Annotated in this window: 20 protein-coding genes; 15 read left to right on the top strand and 5 right to left on the bottom strand. The window is 70.8% G+C overall.

Annotated elements, in window-relative coordinates; all coding sequences use genetic code 11:
- The first annotated feature begins 1 nt into the window (after position 1).
- The 8 genes from JHW48_RS02445 (at position 2) to urtE (ending at position 7,846) form a co-directional block, all read left to right on the top strand.
- Entirely contained in the window at positions 2–541 is a 540-nt protein-coding gene (locus JHW48_RS02445; protein ID WP_119887234.1) for an urease accessory protein UreE, read from the top strand.
- Positions 528–1,169, top strand: coding sequence for an urease accessory protein UreF (locus JHW48_RS02440; RefSeq protein ID WP_240637931.1), 642 nt, complete (start codon positions 528–530; stop codon positions 1,167–1,169). The genes JHW48_RS02445 and JHW48_RS02440 overlap by 14 nt, the downstream gene beginning before the upstream one ends.
- Entirely contained in the window at positions 1,166–1,783 is a 618-nt protein-coding gene (gene ureG, locus JHW48_RS02435) for an urease accessory protein UreG (protein WP_119887236.1), read from the top strand. The genes JHW48_RS02440 and ureG overlap by 4 nt, the downstream gene beginning before the upstream one ends.
- Before the next feature lie 184 nt (positions 1,784–1,967).
- Positions 1,968–3,248, top strand: coding sequence for an urea ABC transporter substrate-binding protein (gene urtA, locus JHW48_RS02430; protein ID WP_119887237.1), 1,281 nt, complete (start codon positions 1,968–1,970; stop codon positions 3,246–3,248).
- A 48-nt stretch (positions 3,249–3,296) separates the two neighbouring features.
- Complete coding sequence (gene urtB, locus JHW48_RS02425) at positions 3,297–5,219, top strand: urea ABC transporter permease subunit UrtB (RefSeq protein WP_119887238.1); 1,923 nt, start codon at positions 3,297–3,299, stop codon at positions 5,217–5,219.
- A 3-nt stretch (positions 5,220–5,222) separates the two neighbouring features.
- A complete protein-coding gene (gene urtC / locus JHW48_RS02420; protein ID WP_119887239.1) occupies positions 5,223–6,398 on the top strand; it encodes an urea ABC transporter permease subunit UrtC in 1,176 nt (391 codons plus the stop codon).
- Positions 6,395–7,135, top strand: a complete 741-nt coding sequence (gene urtD, locus JHW48_RS02415) for an urea ABC transporter ATP-binding protein UrtD (RefSeq protein WP_119887240.1) — start codon at positions 6,395–6,397, stop codon at positions 7,133–7,135. The genes urtC and urtD overlap by 4 nt, the downstream gene beginning before the upstream one ends.
- A gap of 3 nt (positions 7,136–7,138) precedes the next feature.
- Entirely contained in the window at positions 7,139–7,846 is a 708-nt protein-coding gene (gene urtE, locus JHW48_RS02410) for an urea ABC transporter ATP-binding subunit UrtE (RefSeq protein WP_119887241.1), read from the top strand.
- A 37-nt stretch (positions 7,847–7,883) separates the two neighbouring features.
- On the opposite strand, the gene JHW48_RS02405 is transcribed toward urtE, so the two are convergent.
- Together JHW48_RS02405 and JHW48_RS02400 are read right to left on the bottom strand one after the other, a co-directional pair.
- Positions 7,884–8,333, bottom strand: coding sequence for a DNA polymerase III subunit chi (locus JHW48_RS02405; RefSeq protein ID WP_272835726.1), 450 nt, complete (start codon positions 8,331–8,333; stop codon positions 7,884–7,886).
- Positions 8,334–8,410: 77 nt separating this feature from the next.
- Positions 8,411–9,991, bottom strand: a complete 1,581-nt coding sequence (locus JHW48_RS02400; protein WP_119887847.1) for a leucyl aminopeptidase — start codon at positions 9,989–9,991, stop codon at positions 8,411–8,413.
- 104 nt (positions 9,992–10,095) lie between these two features.
- On the opposite strand from JHW48_RS02400, the gene lptF reads away from it, so the two are divergent.
- The 7 genes from lptF to rsmA are packed head-to-tail and all read left to right on the top strand — an operon-like array spanning position 10,096 to position 17,878.
- On the top strand, positions 10,096–11,220 hold the full coding sequence (lptF, locus tag JHW48_RS02395) for an LPS export ABC transporter permease LptF (RefSeq protein WP_119887848.1): 1,125 nt from the start codon (positions 10,096–10,098) through the stop codon (positions 11,218–11,220).
- A complete protein-coding gene (gene lptG, locus JHW48_RS02390) occupies positions 11,217–12,326 on the top strand; it encodes an LPS export ABC transporter permease LptG (protein ID WP_119887849.1) in 1,110 nt (369 codons plus the stop codon). Before lptF ends, lptG begins: the two co-directional genes overlap by 4 nt.
- Positions 12,323–12,598, top strand: coding sequence for a hypothetical protein (locus tag JHW48_RS02385; protein ID WP_272835724.1), 276 nt, complete (start codon positions 12,323–12,325; stop codon positions 12,596–12,598). Before lptG ends, JHW48_RS02385 begins: the two co-directional genes overlap by 4 nt.
- On the top strand, positions 12,595–14,715 hold the full coding sequence (locus tag JHW48_RS02380; RefSeq protein WP_272835723.1) for an LPS-assembly protein LptD: 2,121 nt from the start codon (positions 12,595–12,597) through the stop codon (positions 14,713–14,715). The genes JHW48_RS02385 and JHW48_RS02380 overlap by 4 nt, the downstream gene beginning before the upstream one ends.
- Before the next feature lie 31 nt (positions 14,716–14,746).
- A complete protein-coding gene (locus tag JHW48_RS02375; protein ID WP_119887858.1) occupies positions 14,747–16,018 on the top strand; it encodes a peptidylprolyl isomerase in 1,272 nt (423 codons plus the stop codon).
- Positions 16,015–16,980, top strand: a complete 966-nt coding sequence (pdxA, locus tag JHW48_RS02370; RefSeq protein WP_272835842.1) for a 4-hydroxythreonine-4-phosphate dehydrogenase PdxA — start codon at positions 16,015–16,017, stop codon at positions 16,978–16,980. Before JHW48_RS02375 ends, pdxA begins: the two co-directional genes overlap by 4 nt.
- Positions 16,981–17,035: 55 nt before the next feature.
- Positions 17,036–17,878, top strand: coding sequence for a 16S rRNA (adenine(1518)-N(6)/adenine(1519)-N(6))-dimethyltransferase RsmA (gene rsmA, locus JHW48_RS02365; protein ID WP_119884890.1), 843 nt, complete (start codon positions 17,036–17,038; stop codon positions 17,876–17,878).
- A gap of 58 nt (positions 17,879–17,936) precedes the next feature.
- Here rsmA and JHW48_RS02360 read toward each other — a convergent pair whose 3' ends face one another.
- The 3 genes from JHW48_RS02360 to prfA all read right to left on the bottom strand — a co-directional run bounded on the left by JHW48_RS02360 (position 17,937) and on the right by prfA (position 20,877).
- Positions 17,937–18,734, bottom strand: coding sequence for a DUF4167 domain-containing protein (locus JHW48_RS02360; protein ID WP_119884889.1), 798 nt, complete (start codon positions 18,732–18,734; stop codon positions 17,937–17,939).
- A gap of 254 nt (positions 18,735–18,988) precedes the next feature.
- The gene (gene prmC, locus JHW48_RS02355) at positions 18,989–19,825 is read right to left on the bottom strand and encodes a peptide chain release factor N(5)-glutamine methyltransferase (protein ID WP_119884888.1); all 837 of its coding nucleotides are present in this window, start codon (positions 19,823–19,825) and stop codon (positions 18,989–18,991) included.
- Positions 19,822–20,877, bottom strand: a complete 1,056-nt coding sequence (gene prfA / locus JHW48_RS02350; protein ID WP_119884887.1) for a peptide chain release factor 1 — start codon at positions 20,875–20,877, stop codon at positions 19,822–19,824. Before prfA ends, prmC begins: the two co-directional genes overlap by 4 nt.
- Positions 20,878–20,968: the final 91 nt, after the last annotated feature.

The following is a 20,968-nucleotide window of genomic DNA, read 5'->3' as shown; positions in this document are numbered from 1 at the left end:
CATGATTGCAACCGCTCATTCCATCATCCGCAACGCCCCCGCGCCCTTCGACGGCGAGATCGCGCTGGATTACGAAGGCCGCCTGCTGCGCCGCAAGCGCCTGGCCTGCGCGGGGGGGGATTTCATGGTCGACCTGCCCGAGGTCACCAGCCTGGACGACGGCGACGCGTTCGAACTGTCCGACGGCCGCCAGATCGTCGTGCGCGCCGCGCCCGAGCCGGTGCTGATCATCCGCGGCAACCTGCCCCGGCTGGCCTGGCATATCGGCAACCGCCACACCCCCTGCCGGATCGAGGCCGACCGCCTGATCATCCGTCAGGACCACGTGCTGGAGGCGATGCTGCGCCAGCTGGGCGCCGATCTCTGCCGCAAGGACCTGCCCTTCCGCCCCGAGGGCGGCGCCTATGGCCATGGCCGCACCTTCGGCCATGACCACGGATCCCACCACGGGCACCATCACGGGGCGGGCGAACATGTGCATGCCCATTCCCACGCCCATGCCCATGCCCATGCCCATGCCGAGGCGCATGACCACGCCTGACGCCGCCCGGCTGAGCCTGCAGCAGATGATGTCGCCCGCCTTTCCGGTGGGCGGTTTCGCTTGGTCTCAGGGGCTGGAATGGGCGATGGATCAAGGGCTGGCGGATCGCGCCGGGCTGGCCCCTTGGCTGGAGGATTGGCTGCATCGCGGATCGGGCTGGACCGATGCGGTGCTGCTGTCGCTGGCGCTGCGGACGGATGCGGACCGGGCGGCTCTGGACGATCTGGCCCGCGCGGCCTGCCTGACCAGCCAGCGCCTGACCGAGACGGTCGAACAGGGAACGGCCTTCGCCGCCAATGTCGCGGCCCTGACCGGGACCGACCAGCCGCCCGCCGCCCTGCCCGTCGCGGTGGGCCGGGCCTGCGCCGCCCTGCCCCTGCCCGCGCCCGAGATCATCGCGGCCTTCCTGCAGGCCCAGGCCGCCGGGCTGATCGGCGCGGCGGTGCGGTTCCTGCCGCTCGGCCCGGTCGAGGGCCAGCGCCTGCTGGCCGCGATGCGCGCGCCCATCCTGGCCACCGCAGACCGCGCGGCCGGGGCCGGCATCGACGCCCTTGCCAGCGCCACCTGGGGCGCCGACATTGCCGCCATGCGCCACGAAACAATGACCACGAGGATCTTCCGATCATGAGCCATAACGGCCCCCTCCGCGTCGGCATCGGCGGCCCCGTCGGCGCCGGCAAGACGACCCTGACCGAACAGATCGCCCGCGCCCTGGCCCCGCGCCTGTCCATGGCGGTGATCACCAACGACATCTATACCCGCGAGGATGCCGAGGCGCTGATGCGCGCCCAGGTCCTGCCCGCCGAGCGCATCAGGGGGGTGGAAACGGGCGGCTGCCCCCATACCGCCATCCGCGAGGATGCCAGCATCAACCTGGCCGCCATCGCCGACCTGAACGCGGCCTTCCCGGACCTGGATCTGGTGCTGATCGAATCGGGGGGCGACAACCTGGCCGCGACCTTCAGCCCGGAACTGGCGGACCTGACGATCTATGTGATCGACACGGCTGCGGGTCAGGACATCCCGCGCAAGCGCGGGCCCGGCCTTGCGCGCTCTGACCTGCTGGTGGTCAACAAGACCGACCTCGCGCCGCATGTGGGCGTGGACGCGGCGCTGCTCGAATCCGATGCGCGTGCCTCGCGCGGGACGCGGCCGGTGGTCATGGCGCAGCTGCGCCATGGCGCGGGCGTGGACCAGATCGTCGATTTCCTGATCGAGCAAGGCGGCCTGACCCCCGCCTAAGCCGCAGGCATCTGCCCCGGCAGGTGCCTGCTTGCGCGCCATTGGCGGAACCGGCGCGCGCAACCCTGCCCGAATCCTCGCCAACTGCCCGAAATCCCGCTCTTTCTGCACCTGCGAAGGCCGCGACGAGCCTTCCGTCAGGGATGAATGGCCCCCGCGCGGGGCGCAGGGAAACGGGGACCCCATGAAGAAACTGACCGGCATTCTGATGGCGACCAGCGCGCTGACGCTGGCCACGATGGCCCATGCGCAGGACGGCGAGCCAATCAAGATCGGCGTTCTGCATTCGCTGTCGGGCACGATGGCGATTTCGGAAACCACGCTGAAGGACACCGTCCTGATGATGGTCGAACAGCAGAACGCCAAGGGCGGCGTGCTGGGCCGCCCGCTGGAGGCGGTGGTCGTCGATCCGGCCTCCGACTGGCCGATGTTCGCCGAACGCGCCCGCGAGCTGCTGACCGTCAGCGAGGTCGACGTGATCTTCGGCTGCTGGACCAGCGTCAGCCGCAAGGCCGTGCTGCCCGTGCTGGAGGAACTGAACGGCCTGATGTTCTATCCGGTGCAGTATGAGGGCGAGGAATCCTCGAAGAACGTCATCTATACCGGCGCCGCGCCGAACCAGCAGGCCATCCCGGCCGTCGATTACATGATGGAGGAGCTGGGTGTCGAATCCTGGGCGCTGCTGGGGACGGACTATGTCTATCCGCGCACGACGAACAACATCCTCGACGCCTATCTGAAGGCGAATGGCGTGGCGGACGAGGATATCTTCGTCAACTATACCCCCTTCGGCCATTCCGACTGGTCGCGGATCGTGTCCGACGTGGTCGCGCTTGGCGCGGGCGGCAAGAAGGTGGGCGTCGTCTCCACCATCAACGGCGACGCGAATGTGGGCTTCTACAAGGAGCTGGCGGCGGCGGGGATCTCCTCCGACGACATTCCCGTGATGGCCTTCTCGGTCGGCGAGGAGGAGCTGTCGGGCCTGGATACCGCGAACTTGGAGGGGCATCTGGCGGCCTGGAACTACTTCCAGTCGGCCGAGACGCCCGAGAACGAGGAATTCATCGCCGCCTGGCAGGACTTCATGGGCCCGGACCGGGTGACGAACGACCCGATGGAGGCCACGATGATCGGCTTTTCCGCATGGGTCGCGGCCGTCGAGGCGGCGGGCACCACCGATGTGGACCCGGTCCTCGACGCCATCGTGGGCATCGAGGTGCCGAACCTGACCGGGGGCACCGCGACGGTCCTGCCGAACCACCACATCACCAAGCCCGTCCTGATCGGCGAGATCCGCGCCGACGGCCAGTTCGACATCGTCAGCCAGACCGAGCCTGTCCCCGGCGACGCCTGGACCGACCATCTGCCCGAATCGGCGGTGCTGGAGGCCGACTGGCCGGGCAAGGGCTGCGGCATGTGGAACACCGAGACGGACAGCTGCGTGCAGGTCCAGTCGAACTATTGATCGCCAAAGGCCGGGCGTGACCGCGCCCGGCCTCTTTTGCCAAAGGATATGCGCGTGCCCTTCCTGATCGCCCCGCTTCTGGCGGCGCTGCTGGCGCTGTTGCCGCTGGCCGCCACCGCCAATCCCGCGCTGGACGCCGTCATCGCCGGGAACCTGGACCAGATCGAACAGCCCTCGCGCCGCACGGTCGAGCCGCTGGTGGCCGAAATCGCCGCCACCGGCCCCGAGGGGCTGGCGCTCTTGCAGGCCTGGGCCGATCGCAGGCTGGGGCTGACCGATGACGGGCGCGCGGCCATCGTGGATGGCGACACGGCCACCGATGCGGTGACGGGCACGCCCATCACGCCCGCGCCGCGCACGCTGCGCCCCAATGCTGGCGTTCGCGGCGTCATCGAGGCGGCGCTGGCCGCGGGCGCGCTGTCCGACCCCTCGCCCGCCCGGCGCGCGGCCGCGCTGGACAGCCTGTCGCGGGGCGCCGATGCCGCGGGGCTGGAGGCACTGCGCGCCGCGCTGGACGATCCCGACCCCGCGCTCGCCGCCCGCAAGGCGCGGCTGGAGCGTCTGCTGACCATCCAGCACGACCCCGACGGCGCCGCCCGCGTGGCCGCGATCCAAGGGCTGGCGGGCGATGTGGGCCTCGATTTCCGCGCCGCGCTGAACCCGCTGCTGGCCACGCGCCGCGTGGTGACGCAGGACGAACCCACGGGCAATGTCGCGCGCGAACTGAGCCCCGGCAGCGACGCCCTGCCGCGCCAGGCCGCCATCGCCATGTTGGTCGATGCTGGCGCGCTGGACCCCGCCCTGACGCCCGCCGAACAGCGCACGCGCCTTGCCGCCAACATCGTGGATGGCCGCGTGGGCGGCATCCCCGTGCCCCTGCTGTCGGACCCCGCGCAGCGCGACCGCGCCTATGAGGCGCTGGAGGCCGCAGGCACCGTCCCCCCCGCCGCCACCACGGCGGAGATCGACGCGGCGCTGGACGCGCACCGCTTCTTCGACCTTTATGCCGAAGCCGACCCAACGGTGACCGAGGCCGCCCAGGCCGCGCAGACCCGCGCCCAGGTGCGGCTGGCCGCGATGCAGGGGATCGATCTGGGGCTGGACGCGCTGTCGCTCGCCTCGATCTATTTCCTGGCGGCGATCGGGCTGGCCATCACCTTCGGCGTCATGCGGGTCATCAACATGGCGCATGGCGAATTCATCATGATGGGCGCCTATACCGCCTATACCGTCCAGACGATCATTGCCGACCGCACCCTGTCGCTGATCGTGGCGCTGCCCCTGGCCTTCGCGGTGACGGCGCTGGCGGGGGTGGTCCTCTACCGCCTGGTGATCCGGCATCTGGCGCATCGCCCGCTGGAGACGCTGCTGGCGACCTTCGGCGTCTCCATCGCGCTGCAGCAGCTGGCCAAGAACGTCTTCGGCACCCAAGCCCGCCCCCTGACCGCCCCCGCCTGGCTGGAGGGGTCGATCACCATCAACGACGTGATCGGCATCAGCTCGATCCGGGTGGCGATCTTCGTGCTGGCGCTGATGTTCCTGGCGCTGTTCCTGTTCATCATGAAGCGCACGCGCTTGGGGCTGGAGGTCCGGGCGGTCACCCAGAACCCCGGCATGGCGGCCAGCATGGGCATCAACCCCGACCGGATCGCCATGATGACCTTCGGTCTCGGCTCCGGCATCGCGGGGATCGCGGGGGTGGCCATCGGGCTCTTCGCGCAGGTTACGTCGGAACTGGGCCAGCAATATATCGTGCAAAGCTTCATGACCGTGGTCGTGGGCGGCGTCGGCAATATCTGGGGCACGCTGGCGGGGGCCACGCTGATCGGCGGGCTGTCCAAGATCATCGAATCGCTGAACCCCTCGAACACGCTGGCGGCGCAGACCTTCATGATCCTCTTCATCATCATCTTCATCCAGTTCCGGCCGCGCGGGATCATCCCGCAAAAGGGCCGCGCGGCGGAGGCCTGAGCCATGACCCGAACCCCCTTCGTGCTGCGCCACCCCTCGGTGCTGGTCGTGCTGGCGGTGCTGGCGGTCTTCACCGCCGCCGTCACCGCGGGCAGCGCAGCCTATGGATCGGGCGCGATCCCGGTCTCGATGATCAAGCTTCTGGGCAAGACCCTGTGCCTGGCGCTGGCGGCGGTGGCGATGGATCTGGTCTGGGGCTATCTGGGCATCCTGTCGCTTGGCCAGATGGCCTTCTTCGGGCTTGGCGGCTACATGATCGGGCAATGGCTGATGTATGCCCGGACCGAGACCATCGTCGCGGCCCAGCTGGCCCAGCAGCCCATCCCCGCCACCGCGCAGGAATTGCAGGACGCGGTCACCAACCAGATCTTCGGCGTGGTCGGATCGTCGGACCTGCCGCTGGTCTGGAGCTTCGCCCATTCGCTGACCCTGCAGCTGATCCTGGTGCTGGCGGTGCCGGGCCTTCTGGCGTTGGTCTTCGGCTGGCTGGCCTTCCGCTCGCGCGTGAACGGCGTCTATCTGTCGATCCTGACGCAGGCGATGACGCTGGCGCTCGCGCTGTGGCTCTTTCAGAACGACAGCGGGTTTCGCGGCAATAACGGGCTGTCGGGCCTGCAGAACATCCCCGGCCTGGAGGATCGCGGCCAGGCCGTGCTGTCGGTCTGGTTCCTCTGGGGATCGGCCTTGGCGCTGGCCCTGGGCTACGCGCTGGCCGCCTGGCTGGTCAGCGGCAAGTTCGGCAGCGTCGTGCGCGCCATCCGCGACGACGAGACGCGGGTGCGGTTCCTGGGCTACCCGGTCGAGGGGTTCAAGCTGGTCGTCTTCACCATCGCCGCGATGATGACTGCCTTGGCGGGGGCGCTGTATTATCCGCAGGCGGGGATCATCAACCCCGCGGAAATGATGCCCATCGCCTCGATCTATCTGGCGGTCTGGGTGGCGATCGGCGGGCGCGGCAGGCTCTATGGTGCGGTGATCGGGGCGGTGATCGTGTCGCTTCTGTCCAGCTGGTTCACCGGCGGGCGGGCGCCATCCATCACCCTGCCGGGCTATGTCATCAACTGGGTCGATTGGTGGCAGGTCGCGCTTGGGGTGACCTTCGTGCTGGTCACGCTGTTTGCGCCGCGCGGCATCGCGGGGGTGGTGGACCTGATGCCGCGCAAGGGGGGCCGGGCATGAGCGCGCTTCTGGAAGTCAGCGGGATCAGCAAGACCTTCGACGGGTTCCGCGCGATCAACAACCTGTCCTTTTCCATCGGCGCGGCGGAACTGCGCGCGGTGATCGGGCCGAACGGGGCGGGCAAGACGACCTTCATGGATATCGTCACCGGCAAGACCCGCCCCGACGAGGGGCAGGTCCTGTGGGGTCCGAATTCGCAGTCGCTGCTGAAGATGAACGAGGCCCAGATCGCCCGCGCGGGCATCGGCCGCAAGTTCCAGCGCCCTACGGTCTTCGAGGATCAGACCGTCGCCGAGAACCTGACCATGGCGCTGAAGGCCCCGCGCGGGCCTTTGGACGTGCTGCGCTGGCGCCCCTCGGCCGCCAGCGCGGCGCGGGTGGCGGAACTGGCGGCCGAGGTGGGCCTGTCTGAGGCGCTGCCCCGCCGCGCGGGCGAGCTGAGCCACGGCCAGAAGCAATGGCTGGAGATCGGGATGCTGCTGGCCTCGGACCCGCAGCTGCTGCTGGTGGACGAACCGGCGGCGGGCATGACCCTGGCCGAACGCGAGCTGACGACGACGCTGCTGTGCCGGCTGGCCGAGACGCGGGCGGTGGTCGTGGTGGAACATGACATGGATTTCGTGCGCCGCCTGAACTGCCGCGTGACGGTGCTGCATCAGGGCGCGGTCCTGGCCGAGGGGTCGCTGGACCATGTGACCCGCAATCCCGACGTGATCGAAGTCTATCTGGGGAGGTGAGCGATGCTGGAGGCCAAGGGCCTGACCCTGCATTACGGCGGCAGCCAGATCCTGCACGGGATCGACCTGACCGCGCGGCCCGGCGCGGTGACCTGCGTGATGGGCAATAACGGCGTGGGCAAGACCTCGCTGATGCAGCTGCTGGCGGGGCGGCATCCGCGATCCGGCGGCGATCTGGCGCTGGACGGGACGGCGCTTGGCCGGGTCTCGGCGCAGCGGATGGCGCGGATGGGGGTGGGATACGTCCCGCAGGGGCGGGCGATCTTTCCGACCCTGACCGTGCGCGAGAACCTGGAGACAGGCTTTGCCTGCCTGCCCCGTGCCGAGCGGCGCGTTCCCGATGAGATCTATGACAGCTTTCCGGTTCTGGCCGAGATGGCGGGGCGTCGCGGCGGCGATCTGTCGGGCGGCCAGCAACAGCAACTGGCCATCGCGCGGGCGCTGATCACCAAACCGCGCATCCTGCTGCTGGACGAGCCGACCGAGGGGATCCAGCCCAATATCATCGCCCAGATCGGCCGGGTCATCGCCGCCCTGCGCGACCGGGGCGACATGGCCATCGTGCTGGTCGAGCAGTTCTTCGACTTCGCATGGGATCTGGGCGACGCGTTCCTGGTGATGGAGCGCGGGCGTGCCGTCATGCAGGGGCCGAAGGGGCGCCTGTCGCGCGGTGATCTGCATGCCCGGCTGGCGGGGCATCAGGCGGCGTGAGGCTTTGGGTATTTGGGCAACGGAGAAGGGGCGGGCGTCAGCGCTTGCGTTCCCACCGCCCGGATTCCTCGGACCAGTATTCGCAGGTCATGGCGGCGTCGGAAAGCTGGCGCCATTGGGTGCGGGCGGTGGTCAGCGCTTGGGGGTCGTGGCCGTCGAAGAGGATCCAGCAGCGTTCCAAGGGCACCAGCGCGGCGGGGTCAAGGGGGGCGCCCTCCAGCGTCATCAGGGCCTGGGGGGCGTTGGACGCGGGCTGGTCGGGGGCGGTCAGCAGCACCGGCTGGCGCGCGTCATGCGGCCCGCCCGCGCGGCCATGCGGCAGGAAGCCATCGCCCTGCCACAGATGGCCGTCCAGGCGGTCCAGCAGGTCGGGCGACAGGGCGCGCAGTTCCACCCGCCAGCCCGCGGAGAGCGCGCGCGTCAGCAGCACCGGCACGAGATCCTCGGCCGGGCTGCGGGTCAGGTGGTAGAACAGCGCCTTGACCATGGGCCCTCAGCGCCCTGATGCGGCCATGGGGTCCCGCCCCCCGGTCGGGGGGGACGGGAGGTGGCGGGGTCGCGGGATCACTGGCCTTCGAACCGGTCGCGGACCAGGCGGTCCAGCGTCATCACGCCCCAGCCCGTCGCGCCCTTGGGCGCCAGGTCCGTGGCCGAGGGCGGCAGCGTCACCCCCGCGATGTCGATATGCGCCCAGGGCTGGCCGTCCTTGATGAAGCGCGCCAGGAACTGGGCCGCGGTGATCGAGCCCGCCGCGCGACCGCCGGTATTCTTCATGTCGGCCAGGCGGCAGTTGATCAGGCTGTCATAGGACTTGCCCAAGGGCAGGCGCCACGCGCCCTCGCCCTCGGTCCGGGCGGCGGCCAGGATCTGGTCGGCCAGCGCGTCGTCATTCGAGAAGACGCCCGCATTGTCATGGCCGAGCGCGATGATCACCGCCCCGGTCAGGGTCGCCAGGTCGATGACGGCGCGCGGCTGATAGGTTTCCTGCGCGTACCAGAGGACATCGGCCAGGACCAGGCGGCCCTCGGCGTCGGTGTTCACGACCTCGATCGTGTCGCCCTTCATGGATTTCAGGATGTCGCCGGGGCGATAGGCGCGGCCGTCGGGCATGTTTTCCACCAGGCCCACCAGGCCCACGACATTGGCCTTGGCGCGGCGCAGGGCCAGGGCGCGCATGGTGCCCGCGACGACGCCCGCGCCGCCCATGTCCATGGTCATCTCCTCCATCCCTGCGCCGGGCTTGATCGAGATGCCGCCGGTGTCGAAGACGACACCCTTGCCGACCAGCGCCAAGGGCGCCTCGTCCCCGCCGCCGTTCCAGCGCATCACCACGACCTTGGAGGGCGATTCGCTGCCTTGGCCCACGGCCAGCAGGGCGCGCATGCCCAGCTTGGCCAGTTCGTCCTCGTCCAGGACCTCGACCTCGAGGCCCAGTTCGCGCATGGCCAGCAGGCGGTCGGCGAAATCGGTGGTGGTCAGGACATTGGCCGGTTCGTTCACCAGATCGCGGGTGAAGAACACGCCCTCGGCCACGGCGGCGGCGTCGCGGGCCTGGCGGGCCAGCGATTCGGGGTCCTTGACCATGATCGTCACCCGGGCGCGGTCGCCGATGGGTTCGGCGGGTGCGTCGGCGCGGTCGGCGGCCTGGGCGTCGGACAGGACCGCGTCGTCGGATGCGGCCTCGGCCTCGGGGATGGTGGCGCCGGATTTCGGCGCGGCATCGGGATCGACGGGCTTGGTCTTGTAGGCATCGAAGTCATAGCCGCGCAGTGCCAGCCCGAAGGCCAGATCGCCCGCCAGCTTGCTGGGCCCGGCCATGACCAGCGTATGGGCGGTGCCCAGTTTCGCGCCCAGGGCCGCGCCCGCGCGGCGCGCCTCGGCCTGGCTGGAACCCGCGGGCAGATGCACCAGCACCAGTGCATCGGCGGCCATGCCGGCAGGGAAGGCCAGTTCCAGCACCTGGCCCGGCTTCAGCGCGCGCCCCGCCTTGGAGGCCAGCGCCCGGGTGGCGGCGTCGCGCGCCGCGCGCGGCAGGCGGCCCGGCAGCTTGTCCGGCGCGGTCAGCACCAAGGCCACGCGGCCCTTGTGATCGACCAGCTTTTCCGGCGCGGTTTCGGTGAAGGTGATTTCGACAGGCTGGGTCATGGCTTCCTCACGTCTGGTTGGGGGCGACCCTAGACCCCCGTCCGGCCCTTTTCCAGAGCCGCCCTTGCCGCTAAGCAGGACGGAACGTCACGCAGGATGCCCGCATGCCCCGGATCGACCGCTATATCCTTGCCCAACTGCTGACGCTGTTCGGTTTCTTCGCGCTGGTGCTGGTCTCGGTCTATTGGATCAACCGGGCGGTCAGCCTGTTCGACGATCTGCTGAATGACGGCCAGACCGCGCTGGTGGTGCTGGAATTCACGGCGCTGACCCTGCCCTTGGTGATTTCCGTGGTGCTGCCGGTGGCGGCCTTCGCGGCCACGGCCTATGGCACCAACCGCCTGGCCGGGGAATCCGAGCTGGTGGCGATGCAGTCGGCGGGCCTGGGGCCGTGGCGGCTGGCGCGGCCGGTCCTGGTCTTCGGGATCATGGTCGGGCTGATGGTCGCGGTGCTGGTCCACGGGCTGGTGCCCATGGCCCGCGCCCGCCTGGCCGATCGCAGCGCCGAGATCGCCGAGAACGTCACCGCCCAGTTCCTGCGCCCGGGCGCCTTCCAGTATCCGGCATCCGACGTCACCCTGTTCATCCGCGACATCGCGGCCGATGGCCGCCTGCTGGACCTGTTCATCGAGGATGGCCGCGACCCGGCGCGGCAGGTGACCTATACCGCACAGGAATCGCTGGTCGTGCGGACCGAGACCGGCCCCGTCCTGATCCTGCTGGAGGGCATGGCCCAGGAGCTGCGCCCCCGCGATGGCGTGCCTGCCCTGTCGGTGACGCGTTTCGACGAATTCAGCTATGACATCGGGGCGCTGTTCTCGGCCGGCGGCGATCGGCGGCGCGATCTGCGCGATTTCGGCACGCTGGCCCTGCTGTCGCCCGATGCGGCGCTGCTGCAGGCGACGGGCGCCACCCCCGGCGATGCCCGGCGCGAGGCGCATGAGCGGCTGGCCCAACCCCTGCTGTCGCCCATCGCGGCGATGCTGGGCTTTGCCACGCTGCTGATCGGCGGGTTTTCGCGGTTCGGGGTCTGGCGGCAGGTGGGCTGGGCGATCCTGGGGCTGATCGCGGTGCAGTTCCTGTCCAACGCCGCCGCCAACCAGGTGGGGCGCGACGCGGCGCTATGGCCGATCCTCTATCTGCCGGCGGGGTTCGGGGCGGTGCTGTCGATGGCGCTGCTGTGGCTGGCGGCGCGGCCGCGCGGGCCCAAAACGGGGGCGCGGGCATGATCCTGGCCTTCTATGTCGCGCGGCGCTTTTTACGGGCCTTCCTGCTGATCGCGGGGGTGTTCCTGCTGATCCTGTTCCTGATCGACATGATCGAGATGATCCGCCGCTTTTCGGGCCGCGACATCGGCCTGGCGGGGGCTGCGCGGCTGGCCGGGCTGAACATCGCGGGCAGCTTCTATGCGATCCTGCCGCTGATGACGGTGCTGGCGGGGATCGCGCTGTTTCTCGGGCTGGCCCGCAGCTCCGAGATGGTCGCCATCCGCGCATCGGGGCGGTCGGGGCTGCGGCTGATCCGGGCGCCGGTCGGTGCGGCGATCCTGGTGGGCGCGCTGGCCGTGGGGCTGCTGAACCCCCTGGTCGCCGCGACCGGGTCGCTCTACGACGAGGCCGTGGCCGGGATCGACCGTGCCGGCAGCCAGACCGTCAGCCTGGGCGACAGCGCCGTCTGGCTACGCCAGGCCGTCCAGCAGGACGGGCGCGAGGCCGGCCAGATCGTCATCCGCGCCACCCGCACCAGCGCCGACGGGCTGACGCTCTATGGGGCCAGCTTCCTGGTCTTCGATGCCGATGCGGGCCCAGTGCGGCGCATCGAGGCGCGCGAGGCCCGGCTGGAACCCGGCGCATGGGCCCTGACCGATGTGGGCGATTTCCCGCTGGACCAGCCCAACCCCCAGGCCGGTGTGGCGCGTCAGGACAGCATGCGGCTGGCATCCGACCTGACGGCGCAGCGCATCCGCGACGGGTTCGGCCGCCCGGAATCGGTGCCGGTCTGGCAGCTGCCCGATTTCATCGCCGGGCTGGAACGCGCGGGCTTTTCCGCGTCCCGCCACAAGACCTGGTTCCAGATGGAGCTGGCCCGCCCCTTCCTGATGGCCGCGATGGTGATGATCGCCGCCGCCTTCACCATGCAGCATGTGCGCGGGCGCAACACGGGTGCGGCGGTGCTGATGGCCTTCGGCGCGGGGATCGCGCTGTTCTTTCTGCGCAATCTGGCGCAGGTTCTGGGCGATAACGGGGAGATCCCGGCGGCGATGGCCGCCTGGACGCCGCCCCTGGTCGGCGCGATGCTGGCCTTGGGCCTGATCTTGCGACGGGAGGACGGATGATGGGTCCCAGACATGGCCGCGCGGCCCCCGCAGTGATCGCCGCGCTGATCGCGGGCCTGGCCCAGCCCGTGGCGGCGCAGGTCAGCCCCGAACGCACCGGCATCGCGCCCGGCATCCTGACCATGCCCGGCATGGCCAATATCGCCCCCACCGGCCCCTTCGGCGGGGTGACGGCCTTGGCCCCCGAGGCATCGGCCCTGGGCTCGAACCCGGTCGGCGACCGCACCCCCACCCCCAGAGCCCGCCCACCGCCGAACCCGACACCATTGTGACCCTGCCGGGCGGCACCGCGCCCGCCACGGCCACCGCGCCCGCGACGGTGCTGGCCGATGCGGTCCAGCTGCAGGGGGACGGCACGCTGGTCGCCTCGGGCGGGGTGGTGGTCTGGCACCAAGGCGCGCGGCTGGTCGCGTCATCGGTGCGGGTGGACGGGGCGTCGGGCGATCTGACCATCGCGGGGCCGATCCATCTGTCGCGCCCCGGCGCCGCCGATCCCGATGCCGAGGCCGTGCTGATCGCCGACAGCGCCCAGCTGGACCGCGAATTGCAGGACGGCATCATCCTGGGCGCGCGGCTGGTCCTGGCGCGGGAACTGCAGCTGGCCTCGGACCGGGTCACCCGCCGCGAGGGCGGCCGGATCACCGAGCTGGGCAATGTCGTCGCATCGGCCTGTCATGTCTGCGCGGGCGACGACAACCCCCTGTGGGAGATCCGCGCCCGGCGCATCACCCATGACGCCCAGACCCGGCTGATCACCTTCGAACGCCCGCAGTTCCGCGCTTTGGGCGTGCCCCTGGCCTATGCGCCCTTCACCGTGACCGCGCCCGATCCGACGGTCGATCGCCGCAGCGGCTTTCTGCGCCCCGAGTTCCGCACGACCTCCGGTCTGGGTTTCGGGGTCAAGCTGCCCTATTTCCGCACCTTGGGCGATCACGCGGACATCACGCTGACCCCCTATCTGTCGCTGGACCGCACCCGCACGCTGGAGACCCGCTATCGCCAGGCCTTCGCCTCGGGGGCCACGGAATGGAACGCCGCGATCAGCCGCGACGACCTGCAGCCGGGATCGACGCGCGGCTATGTCTTCGGCGCGGGGCGGTTCCTGCTGCCGCGCGACTATCGCCTGTCGCTGCAGCTGCAGGCGGCGTCCGACCGCGCCTATCTGCTGGATTACGGCATCACCGATGCCGACCGGCTGTGGAGCGGGGTCAGCATCGAACGCGTCCGCCGCGACAAGCTGTTCTGGGGCCGGGTCGGCAATTACGAATCGCTGCGCGAGGACGAGCCGAATTCCACCTCGCCCGCCCAGGTGGCCGATGCGATCTGGATGCGCCGCCTGACCCCGGACCTGATCGGCGGCGAGGCGGTGCTGGAATGGTCGGTCCATGCCCACAGGCGGCCGTCCAACGCGAACCGCGTCGGGCGCGACGTGGCGCGCGGATCGGTGGGGCTGGACTGGCGGCGCAGCAAGATCCTGCCCGGCGGCGTGGTCGCGGCGGGGCTGGCGGGGCTTGATGCGGATCTCTATCGCATCGCCCAGGACGACCGCTTCGACCCGGTGGTGGGCCGCGTCGATCCCTTGGCCGGGGTCGAGCTGCGCTGGCCCTTGGCGGGCCAGTCGGGCGGTACCACCCATATGGTCGAGCCGGTGATCCAGGTCCTCTATTCCCCGCGCGGGCGCGACGACGACATCCCCAACGAGGACAGCCGCCTGATCGAATTCGACGAGGGCAACCTGTTCTCCGACAACCGGTTTCCGGGCTGGGACGCGCGCGAGACCGGGCTGCGGGCCAATATCGGCGCGACCTGGACGCGGTTCGACCCGGCCGGCTGGTCCCTGGGCCTGACCGGGGGGCGGGTGCTGCGCGCGCGCGACGCGGACGGCTTCGCCCCCGACAGCCCGCTCGGCGGGCGGTCCTCGGACTGGCTGATCTCGGCCAATTACGACAGCGGCACGGGGCTGGCGGTGGCGAACCGGGCGCTGTTCGACGACGACCTGGCGGTGTCGCGCAACGAATTGCGGGTGGGCTGGCTGCGCCCGGACCTGCAGGTCTCGGCCGGCTATATCTGGATCGACCGCGACGAGGACGAGGGACGCGACACAGATGCCAGCGAACTGTCCGCCGATATCGGCTGGCAGATCGCCCGCGGCTGGTGGGGCCGGGCCGAGACGCGATACGATTTCGCCGCCGACCGCGCACAGCGCGCGGCCCTGCGCGTGGCCTATCGCAACGAATGCATCACGGTCGAATCGGGCCTGTCGCGGCGCTTCAGCAGCTCGGACCTGCTGCGGGCGGAAACCAGCCTGGACCTGTCGCTGCGGCTTGGCGGTTTCGGCGCCCAGCCCGACGGGCCGGGCACGGTGGCGCGCCGCAGCTGCATGCGATAAGGTCACCCCAACGGATCAGATGAGGGCTCAGATGCGGCATTTCCTTTCGGGCATCGCCCTGGCGGCGGTCATCGCCACAGGCGCGGCGGGCGGCGCGGCCGCGCAGAACCTGTTCGCGCCCGCCGTCTATGTGAATGACAGCGCCGTGACCCGCTACGAGGTCGACCAGCGCATGCGCTTCATGCAGATCATCGGCGCCCCCGATGCCAGCGCGTCGGCCGCCGAACAGTCGCTGATCGACGACCGGCTGCGCGTCCAGGCGGCGCGTGACCTGGGCGTCCAGATCACCCCCCAGGGCCTGGAGGAGGGGATGGAGGAATTCGCCGGCCGCGCCGGGCTGGACGCGGCGGGCTTCATCGCCCAGCTGGAACGCGGCGGGGTCGAGGCGGGGGTGTTCCGCGACTTCGTCGAGGCCGGCACCGTCTGGCGCGAGGTCGTGCGCGCCCGCCTGCTGCCGCGGGTCCAGATCTCGGATGCCGAGGTGGACCAGGAACTCCAGCGCCTGATCGAGACGCCGATCATCGACCGGGTGCTGCTGTCCGAACTGATCATCCCCGCACCCCCGGGCCAGGAAGGGCAGGCCCTGGCCCTGGCTGAACGCATCTCGGGCTCGCGCCCGACCGAGGCGCAATTCGCCGAGGCCGCGCGGCAATATTCCGCCGTACCCTCGGCCGAGGCCGGCGGCCGGCTGGAGATGCTGGCGCTGGACGACCTGCCGCCCTCGCTCCGGCCGATCATCACCGCCCTGCAGCCGGGCCAGACGACCGCGCCTTTGCCGGTCGAGGGCGCGGTGGTCCTGTTCCATCTGCGCGACGCCCAAGGCACGCTGCGCCCCGGCGCACGCGAACAGGTGCTGGACTACATGGTGCTGCGCCTGGCATCGCCCGCCCAGGCCGCCCAGCTGGCCGCGGTGACGCGCAGCTGCGACGACCTCTATGTCCAGGCCGGCCCCGATGTCGCGCCCCAGGTGCGCCGCCAGACCGCGCCGCAGGGCCAGATCCCCCAGGCCATCGCGCTGCGCCTGGCATCGCTGGACGCGGACGAGGCGGGCGTGGTCCCCGCGGGCGAGGGCGCCGATCTGGTGATGCTCTGCTCGCGCCAGCCCGCGCTGGCGGCCCAGCCCGATGTCGCGACCACCGCCCTGCCGCCCGACGGGGTGGAAAACGCCGTGCCGCGCCAGTCCGCCCCCGGCATCCCCACGCGCGAGGAGGTCCGCAGCCAGCTCTTCAACCGCAAGATCAACACCGCCGCCGAAGGGCTGCTGGCCGATCTGCGCGCCGATGCGATCATCCGGCGACCCTGATGGCGCGCATCCTGCTGACCTGCGGCGAACCGGCGGGGGTGGGGCCGGAACTGGCCCCGCTGGCGCTGGCCGCGGGGGCGGACCTGGTCTGGATGGGCGATCCGCGCCACCTGCCCCAGGGGGCCGCCTGGACGCAGGTCACGGATCCCGACGACCCCGTGCCGCCGGGCCATCTGCCGGTGCTGCGCCATGACTTCGCGGGCCCGGCCACGCCCGGCCGCCCCGACCCCGCCCATGCGCCGGACGTGATCGCCGTGATCCGCCGCGCGGTGGATCTGGCGATGTCGGGCCGCGTCGCGGCCATCTGCACAGCCCCCATCAGCAAGGAGGCGCTGATCCGCGGCGCGGGCTTCGCCTTTCCGGGCCATACCGAATTCCTGGCGCATCTGGCGGGCGGGGTGCCGGTTGCGATGATGCTGGCCTCGACCACGGTGACGCCGCCCTGCCGGGTGGTGCCCGCGACCATCCACATCCCCCTGGCCGACGTGCCCGCGGCCCTGACCGAACAGGCGCTGGACCAGGCGATCCGCCTGACCCATGCCGCCCTGATCCGCGATTTCGGCCTGACCGCGCCGCGCATCGCGGTGGCGGGCCTCAACCCGCATGCCGGCGAAGGCGGCCTGATGGGCCGCCAGGACCGCGACCTGATCGCCCCCCTGATCGCCCGCCTGCGCGCCGAGGGCCTGCATGTCACCGGCCCCCACCCTGCCGACACGATGTTCCACGCCCCCGCCCGCGCCCGCTACGACGCCGCGATCGCCTGCTATCATGACCAGGGCCTGATCCCGATCAAGACGCTGGATTTCGACGGCGGCGTGAACGTGACGCTCGGCCTGCCCTTCATCCGCACCTCGCCCGATCACGGCACCGCCTTCGACATCGCGGGCAAGGGCCTGGCCGATCCCTCGTCGACCATCGCCGCCCTCACGCTCGCGGCGCAGATGGCGGGGCACCGCGGCTGATGCCTCTCCGTTGCGCAAATACCCACTGGCGCACTCTCACCCCCAGGACCACGCGATGATCGACGACCTGCCCCCCCTGCGCGAGGTGATCGCGACCCATGACCTGCGCGCCAAGAAGCAGCTGGGCCAGAACTTCCTGCTGGACCTGAACCTGACCGCCAAGATCGCGCGCCAAGCGGGCGACCTGACCGATTGCGACGTGCTCGAGATCGGCCCCGGCCCGGGCGGGCTGACCCGGGGCCTGCTGGCCCAGGGCGCGCGCCATGTCCTGGCCATCGAAAAGGACCCCCGCGCCCTGCCCGCGCTGCAGCAGATCGCGGATGCCTATCCCGGCCGGCTGACCGTCATCAGCGGCGACGCGCTGCAGATCGACCCCTTGGCGCATCTGACGCCGCCGATCCGCATCGCCGCGAACCTTCCCTATAATGTGGGCACCGAGCTGCTGATCCGCTGGCTGACGCCGCGCGACTGGCCGCCCTTCTGGCAATCCCTGACCCTGATGTTCCAGAAGGAGGTGGCCGAGCGCATCGTCGCCGCCCCCGGCTCCAAGGCCTATGGGCGGCTGGCGATCCTGGCCCAGTGGCGGGCGGATGCGCGCATCGTGATGTCCCTGCCGCCCGAGGCCTTCGTGCCCGCGCCCAAGGTCCATTCCGCCGTCGTCCAGCTGACCGCCCTGCCCGAGCCGCGCTTTCCCGCCGATGCGCAGGTCCTGTCGCAGGTGACGGCGGCGGGCTTCAACCAGCGGCGCAAGATGCTGCGCGCCAGCCTGAAATCCCTGCATCCCCGCATCGAGGCCCTGCTGGAGGAGGTCGGCATCCCCCCCACCGCCCGCGCCGAGGAGATCGGGCTGGACCGCTTCTGCGCCCTGGCCCGCGCCCTGAAGGCCGCGCGCGGCTGAGGACCGGATCGGGCCGAAGACGAAAAAGGGGCGCATCGGTCGATGCGCCCCTTTTTCGTCAATCCTGCGGATCGCCCTGCGGTTCGGGCGCGGGGGCCGGGGCATCGCCCTCGGCCGCGGGCTTGCGGCGGCTGCGAGTGGGCGTGGTGCCCGCCGGGCTGCGCGGGGTACGGGCCCGGGTGCTGCGCGGGCGCGGCGTCTTGGGCGCGTCCTGGCTTTCCGGGGTGGCGACGGGATGCGATCCCTGATCGTCCCCGGCGCTGACATCCGGCAGGGCCGGCTGCACCGGCTCGGGCCGGGATTCCGGCTGCGGCTCGGGGCGCGTCTCGGCCGGGGCGGGGCGGGCCTCCGCCTCCGGCTCGCGGCGCTGATGGTCCCGGTTCTGGTGATCGCGGGGCTGATGATCGCGGGGTTGGTGATCGCGGGACTGGCTGTCGCGCCCCTGATGATCACGACCTTGGTTATCGCGGCCCTGGTTGTCGCGGGGCTGATGGTCGCGACCGTGATTGTCGCGGGGCTGGCCCTCGTCATCGCCATGGCGCGGCTGGTGATGGCCGTTCTGGCCCTGCCCGCCTTGGCCTTGACCGTTCTGGCCCTGCCGCTCGGCCATTTCGCGCTGCGCCTCGCCCAGCATGCGGGTATAGTGTTCGGCATGCTGGAAGAAGCTCTGCTCGGCGACGCGGTCGCCGGACAGCTGGGCGTCGCGCGCCAGGGTCAGGTATTTCTCGATGATCTGCTGGGGGGTGCCACGCACCTTCCCTTCCGGCCCCGAGCTGTCGAAGACGCGGTTGACGATGTTCCCCAGCGTGCGCTGGCGGTTCGATTTGCTACGCGAGCGGGATTTGGATGATCTCATCAGTCTGTCTGTAAGGTTTCTGAGCGTCGGGATGCCAGGGCAAGCTGGGCGGCGGTGTCGAACGGCTACGGGGGCTGTGACCACTCCGTTCAGCCCTGCTTCGGCCCGGGCATGGCGCATCGCTTGCGCCCGTCGGGAATCGGCAGTGTCAGGCTGACCCATGCGACGGCAGCTTGCCTGTCGCACGCCGATGACTAACCATGCCCCGCAGGGCGAGACAAGCCCAAACTGTCGCAAATGCCCGCGATGCGGCGTCAACCGGCCTGTTTTCGCGCGAAATCCGCCAGAACCACCCGGTCGCGCCCGTCCAGGTCCGGCAGCACGCGCACCGCCGCCCCCGCCTGCGCAAAAAGCGCCGAGACCGCCGCCCCCTGGCTGGGCCCGATCTCGACCAGAACGGCGCCCTTGGGCGTCAGATGGTCGCAGGCGCCCGCCGCGATCGCGCGATAGGCCCCCAGCCCGTCGCCGCCATCGGTCAGCGCCTGATGCGGTTCCCAGTCGCGCACATCGGGCGCCAGCCCGGCCATCTCGGCCTGGGCGATATAGGGGGGGTTGGACAGGATCAGGTCGAACCGCCCCTCGACCCCCTGGAACCAGTCCGCCTGCCGGAACCGTGCATCGACGCCGATCCGGCGCGCGTTGAACCGCGCCACCTGCAGCGCCGCCTCCGAGATGTCGGTCCCCGTGCCCCGCGCCCCCGGACGCGCCGCCAGAACCGAGATCAGGATCGCCCCCGTCCCCGTTCCCAGGTCCAGCACGCTGTCCCACGGGCGGGCCAGCGCGGCCTCGACCAAGGCTTCGGTCTCGGGGCGGGGGTCCAGCGTGTCGCGTGTGACCTTGAAGCGATGCGCCCAGAAATCGCGGAACCCGGTGATCTGGGCCACAGGCTGGCGCAGGGCACGGGCGGCGATGCCGCGGTTGAACTCGCCCGATTCGGTGGCGCTCAGCAGGCGGTCGTCGGTGATGCGCAGCTGGCCGGGCTCGATCCCCAGCACCGCGGCCAGGATGCGGTCGGCGTCGCGGGACGCACCCTCGACGCCCGCCGCGCGCAGCAGGGCGGCCCCTTGGGCCTGGGCGTCAGACAGCCTCATGTCTCGGCCGCCAGCCGGGCCGCCTGGTCATGGGCGGTCAGCGCGTCGATGGTCTCGGTCAGGTCACCCGCCATGATGCGGTCCAGCGCATAGAGCGTCAGGTTGATGCGGTGATCGGTCATGCGGCCCTGCGGAAAGTTGTAGGTGCGGATGCGTTCGGACCGGTCGCCGCTGCCCACCTGGGCGCGGCGGTCGGCGGCGCGTTCGGCATCGGCCGCCGCGCGCTGCATATCGTACAGACGCGCGCGCAGCACCGCCATCGCGTTGGCGCGGTTCTGGTGCTGGGACTTCTCGGAACTGGTGACGACGATGCCGGTGGGCAGATGGGTGATGCGCACCGCCGAATCGGTGGTGTTGACGTGCTGGCCGCCCGCGCCGGATGCGCGCATCGTGTCGATGCGGATGTCGGCTGCGGGAATGTCGATCTCGACGTCCTCGGCGGCCTCGGGCAGGACGGCGACGGTGGCCGCGCTGGTATGGATGCGCCCGCCCGATTCGGTCGTGGGCACGCGCTGGACCCTATGCACCCCCGATTCGTATTTCAGCCGCGCAAAGACCCCCTCGCCCGCAATCCGGGCGATGGCCTCCTTGACGCCGCCCAGCTCGGTCCGGGTCAGCTCCAGCATCTGGAACTGCCAGCCTTGGGCCTCGGCATGGCGGCGATACATCTCCAGCAGGTCGCCCGCGAACAGCGCGGCCTCGTCACCGCCGGTGCCCGGACGGATCTCCAGGATGGCCGGGCGGGCATCGGCCGCGTCGCGCGGCAACAGCGCGATGCGCAGGTCCTGTTCCAGCGCGGGCAGCTCGGCCTCCAGCCGGCGCAGCTCGTCCTCGGCCAGTTCCCGCATCTCGGGATCGGCCAGCATGGCGCGGGCCTCGGCCAGCCCGTCGCGGCTGGCGCGCCAGCGGTCGATCTGGGCGATGACGGGCTTCAGCTCGGCATATTCGCGGCTGATCGTGGCGATGCGGTCGGGCGCGGCGCCCGCGTTCAGCTGCGCCTCGAGAAACTCGAAACGCGCGGAGATCTGGTCGAGGCGGTCCTGGGGCAACATCGGTCCCGATTACCCCCCGGCCTGCGTCAGGACAAGCGCCCGCCACGGGCGCGGCGCCGGGGGGGTCCGGGGGGCGCGCAGCCCCCCGGCG

It is taken from the genome of Paracoccus aestuarii, assembly GCF_028553885.1.
Lineage (GTDB): Bacteria > Pseudomonadota > Alphaproteobacteria > Rhodobacterales > Rhodobacteraceae > Paracoccus > Paracoccus aestuarii.
Note: the sequence above shows the minus strand (reverse complement) of the source record. Positions and strands in the feature narration are given on the sequence as shown.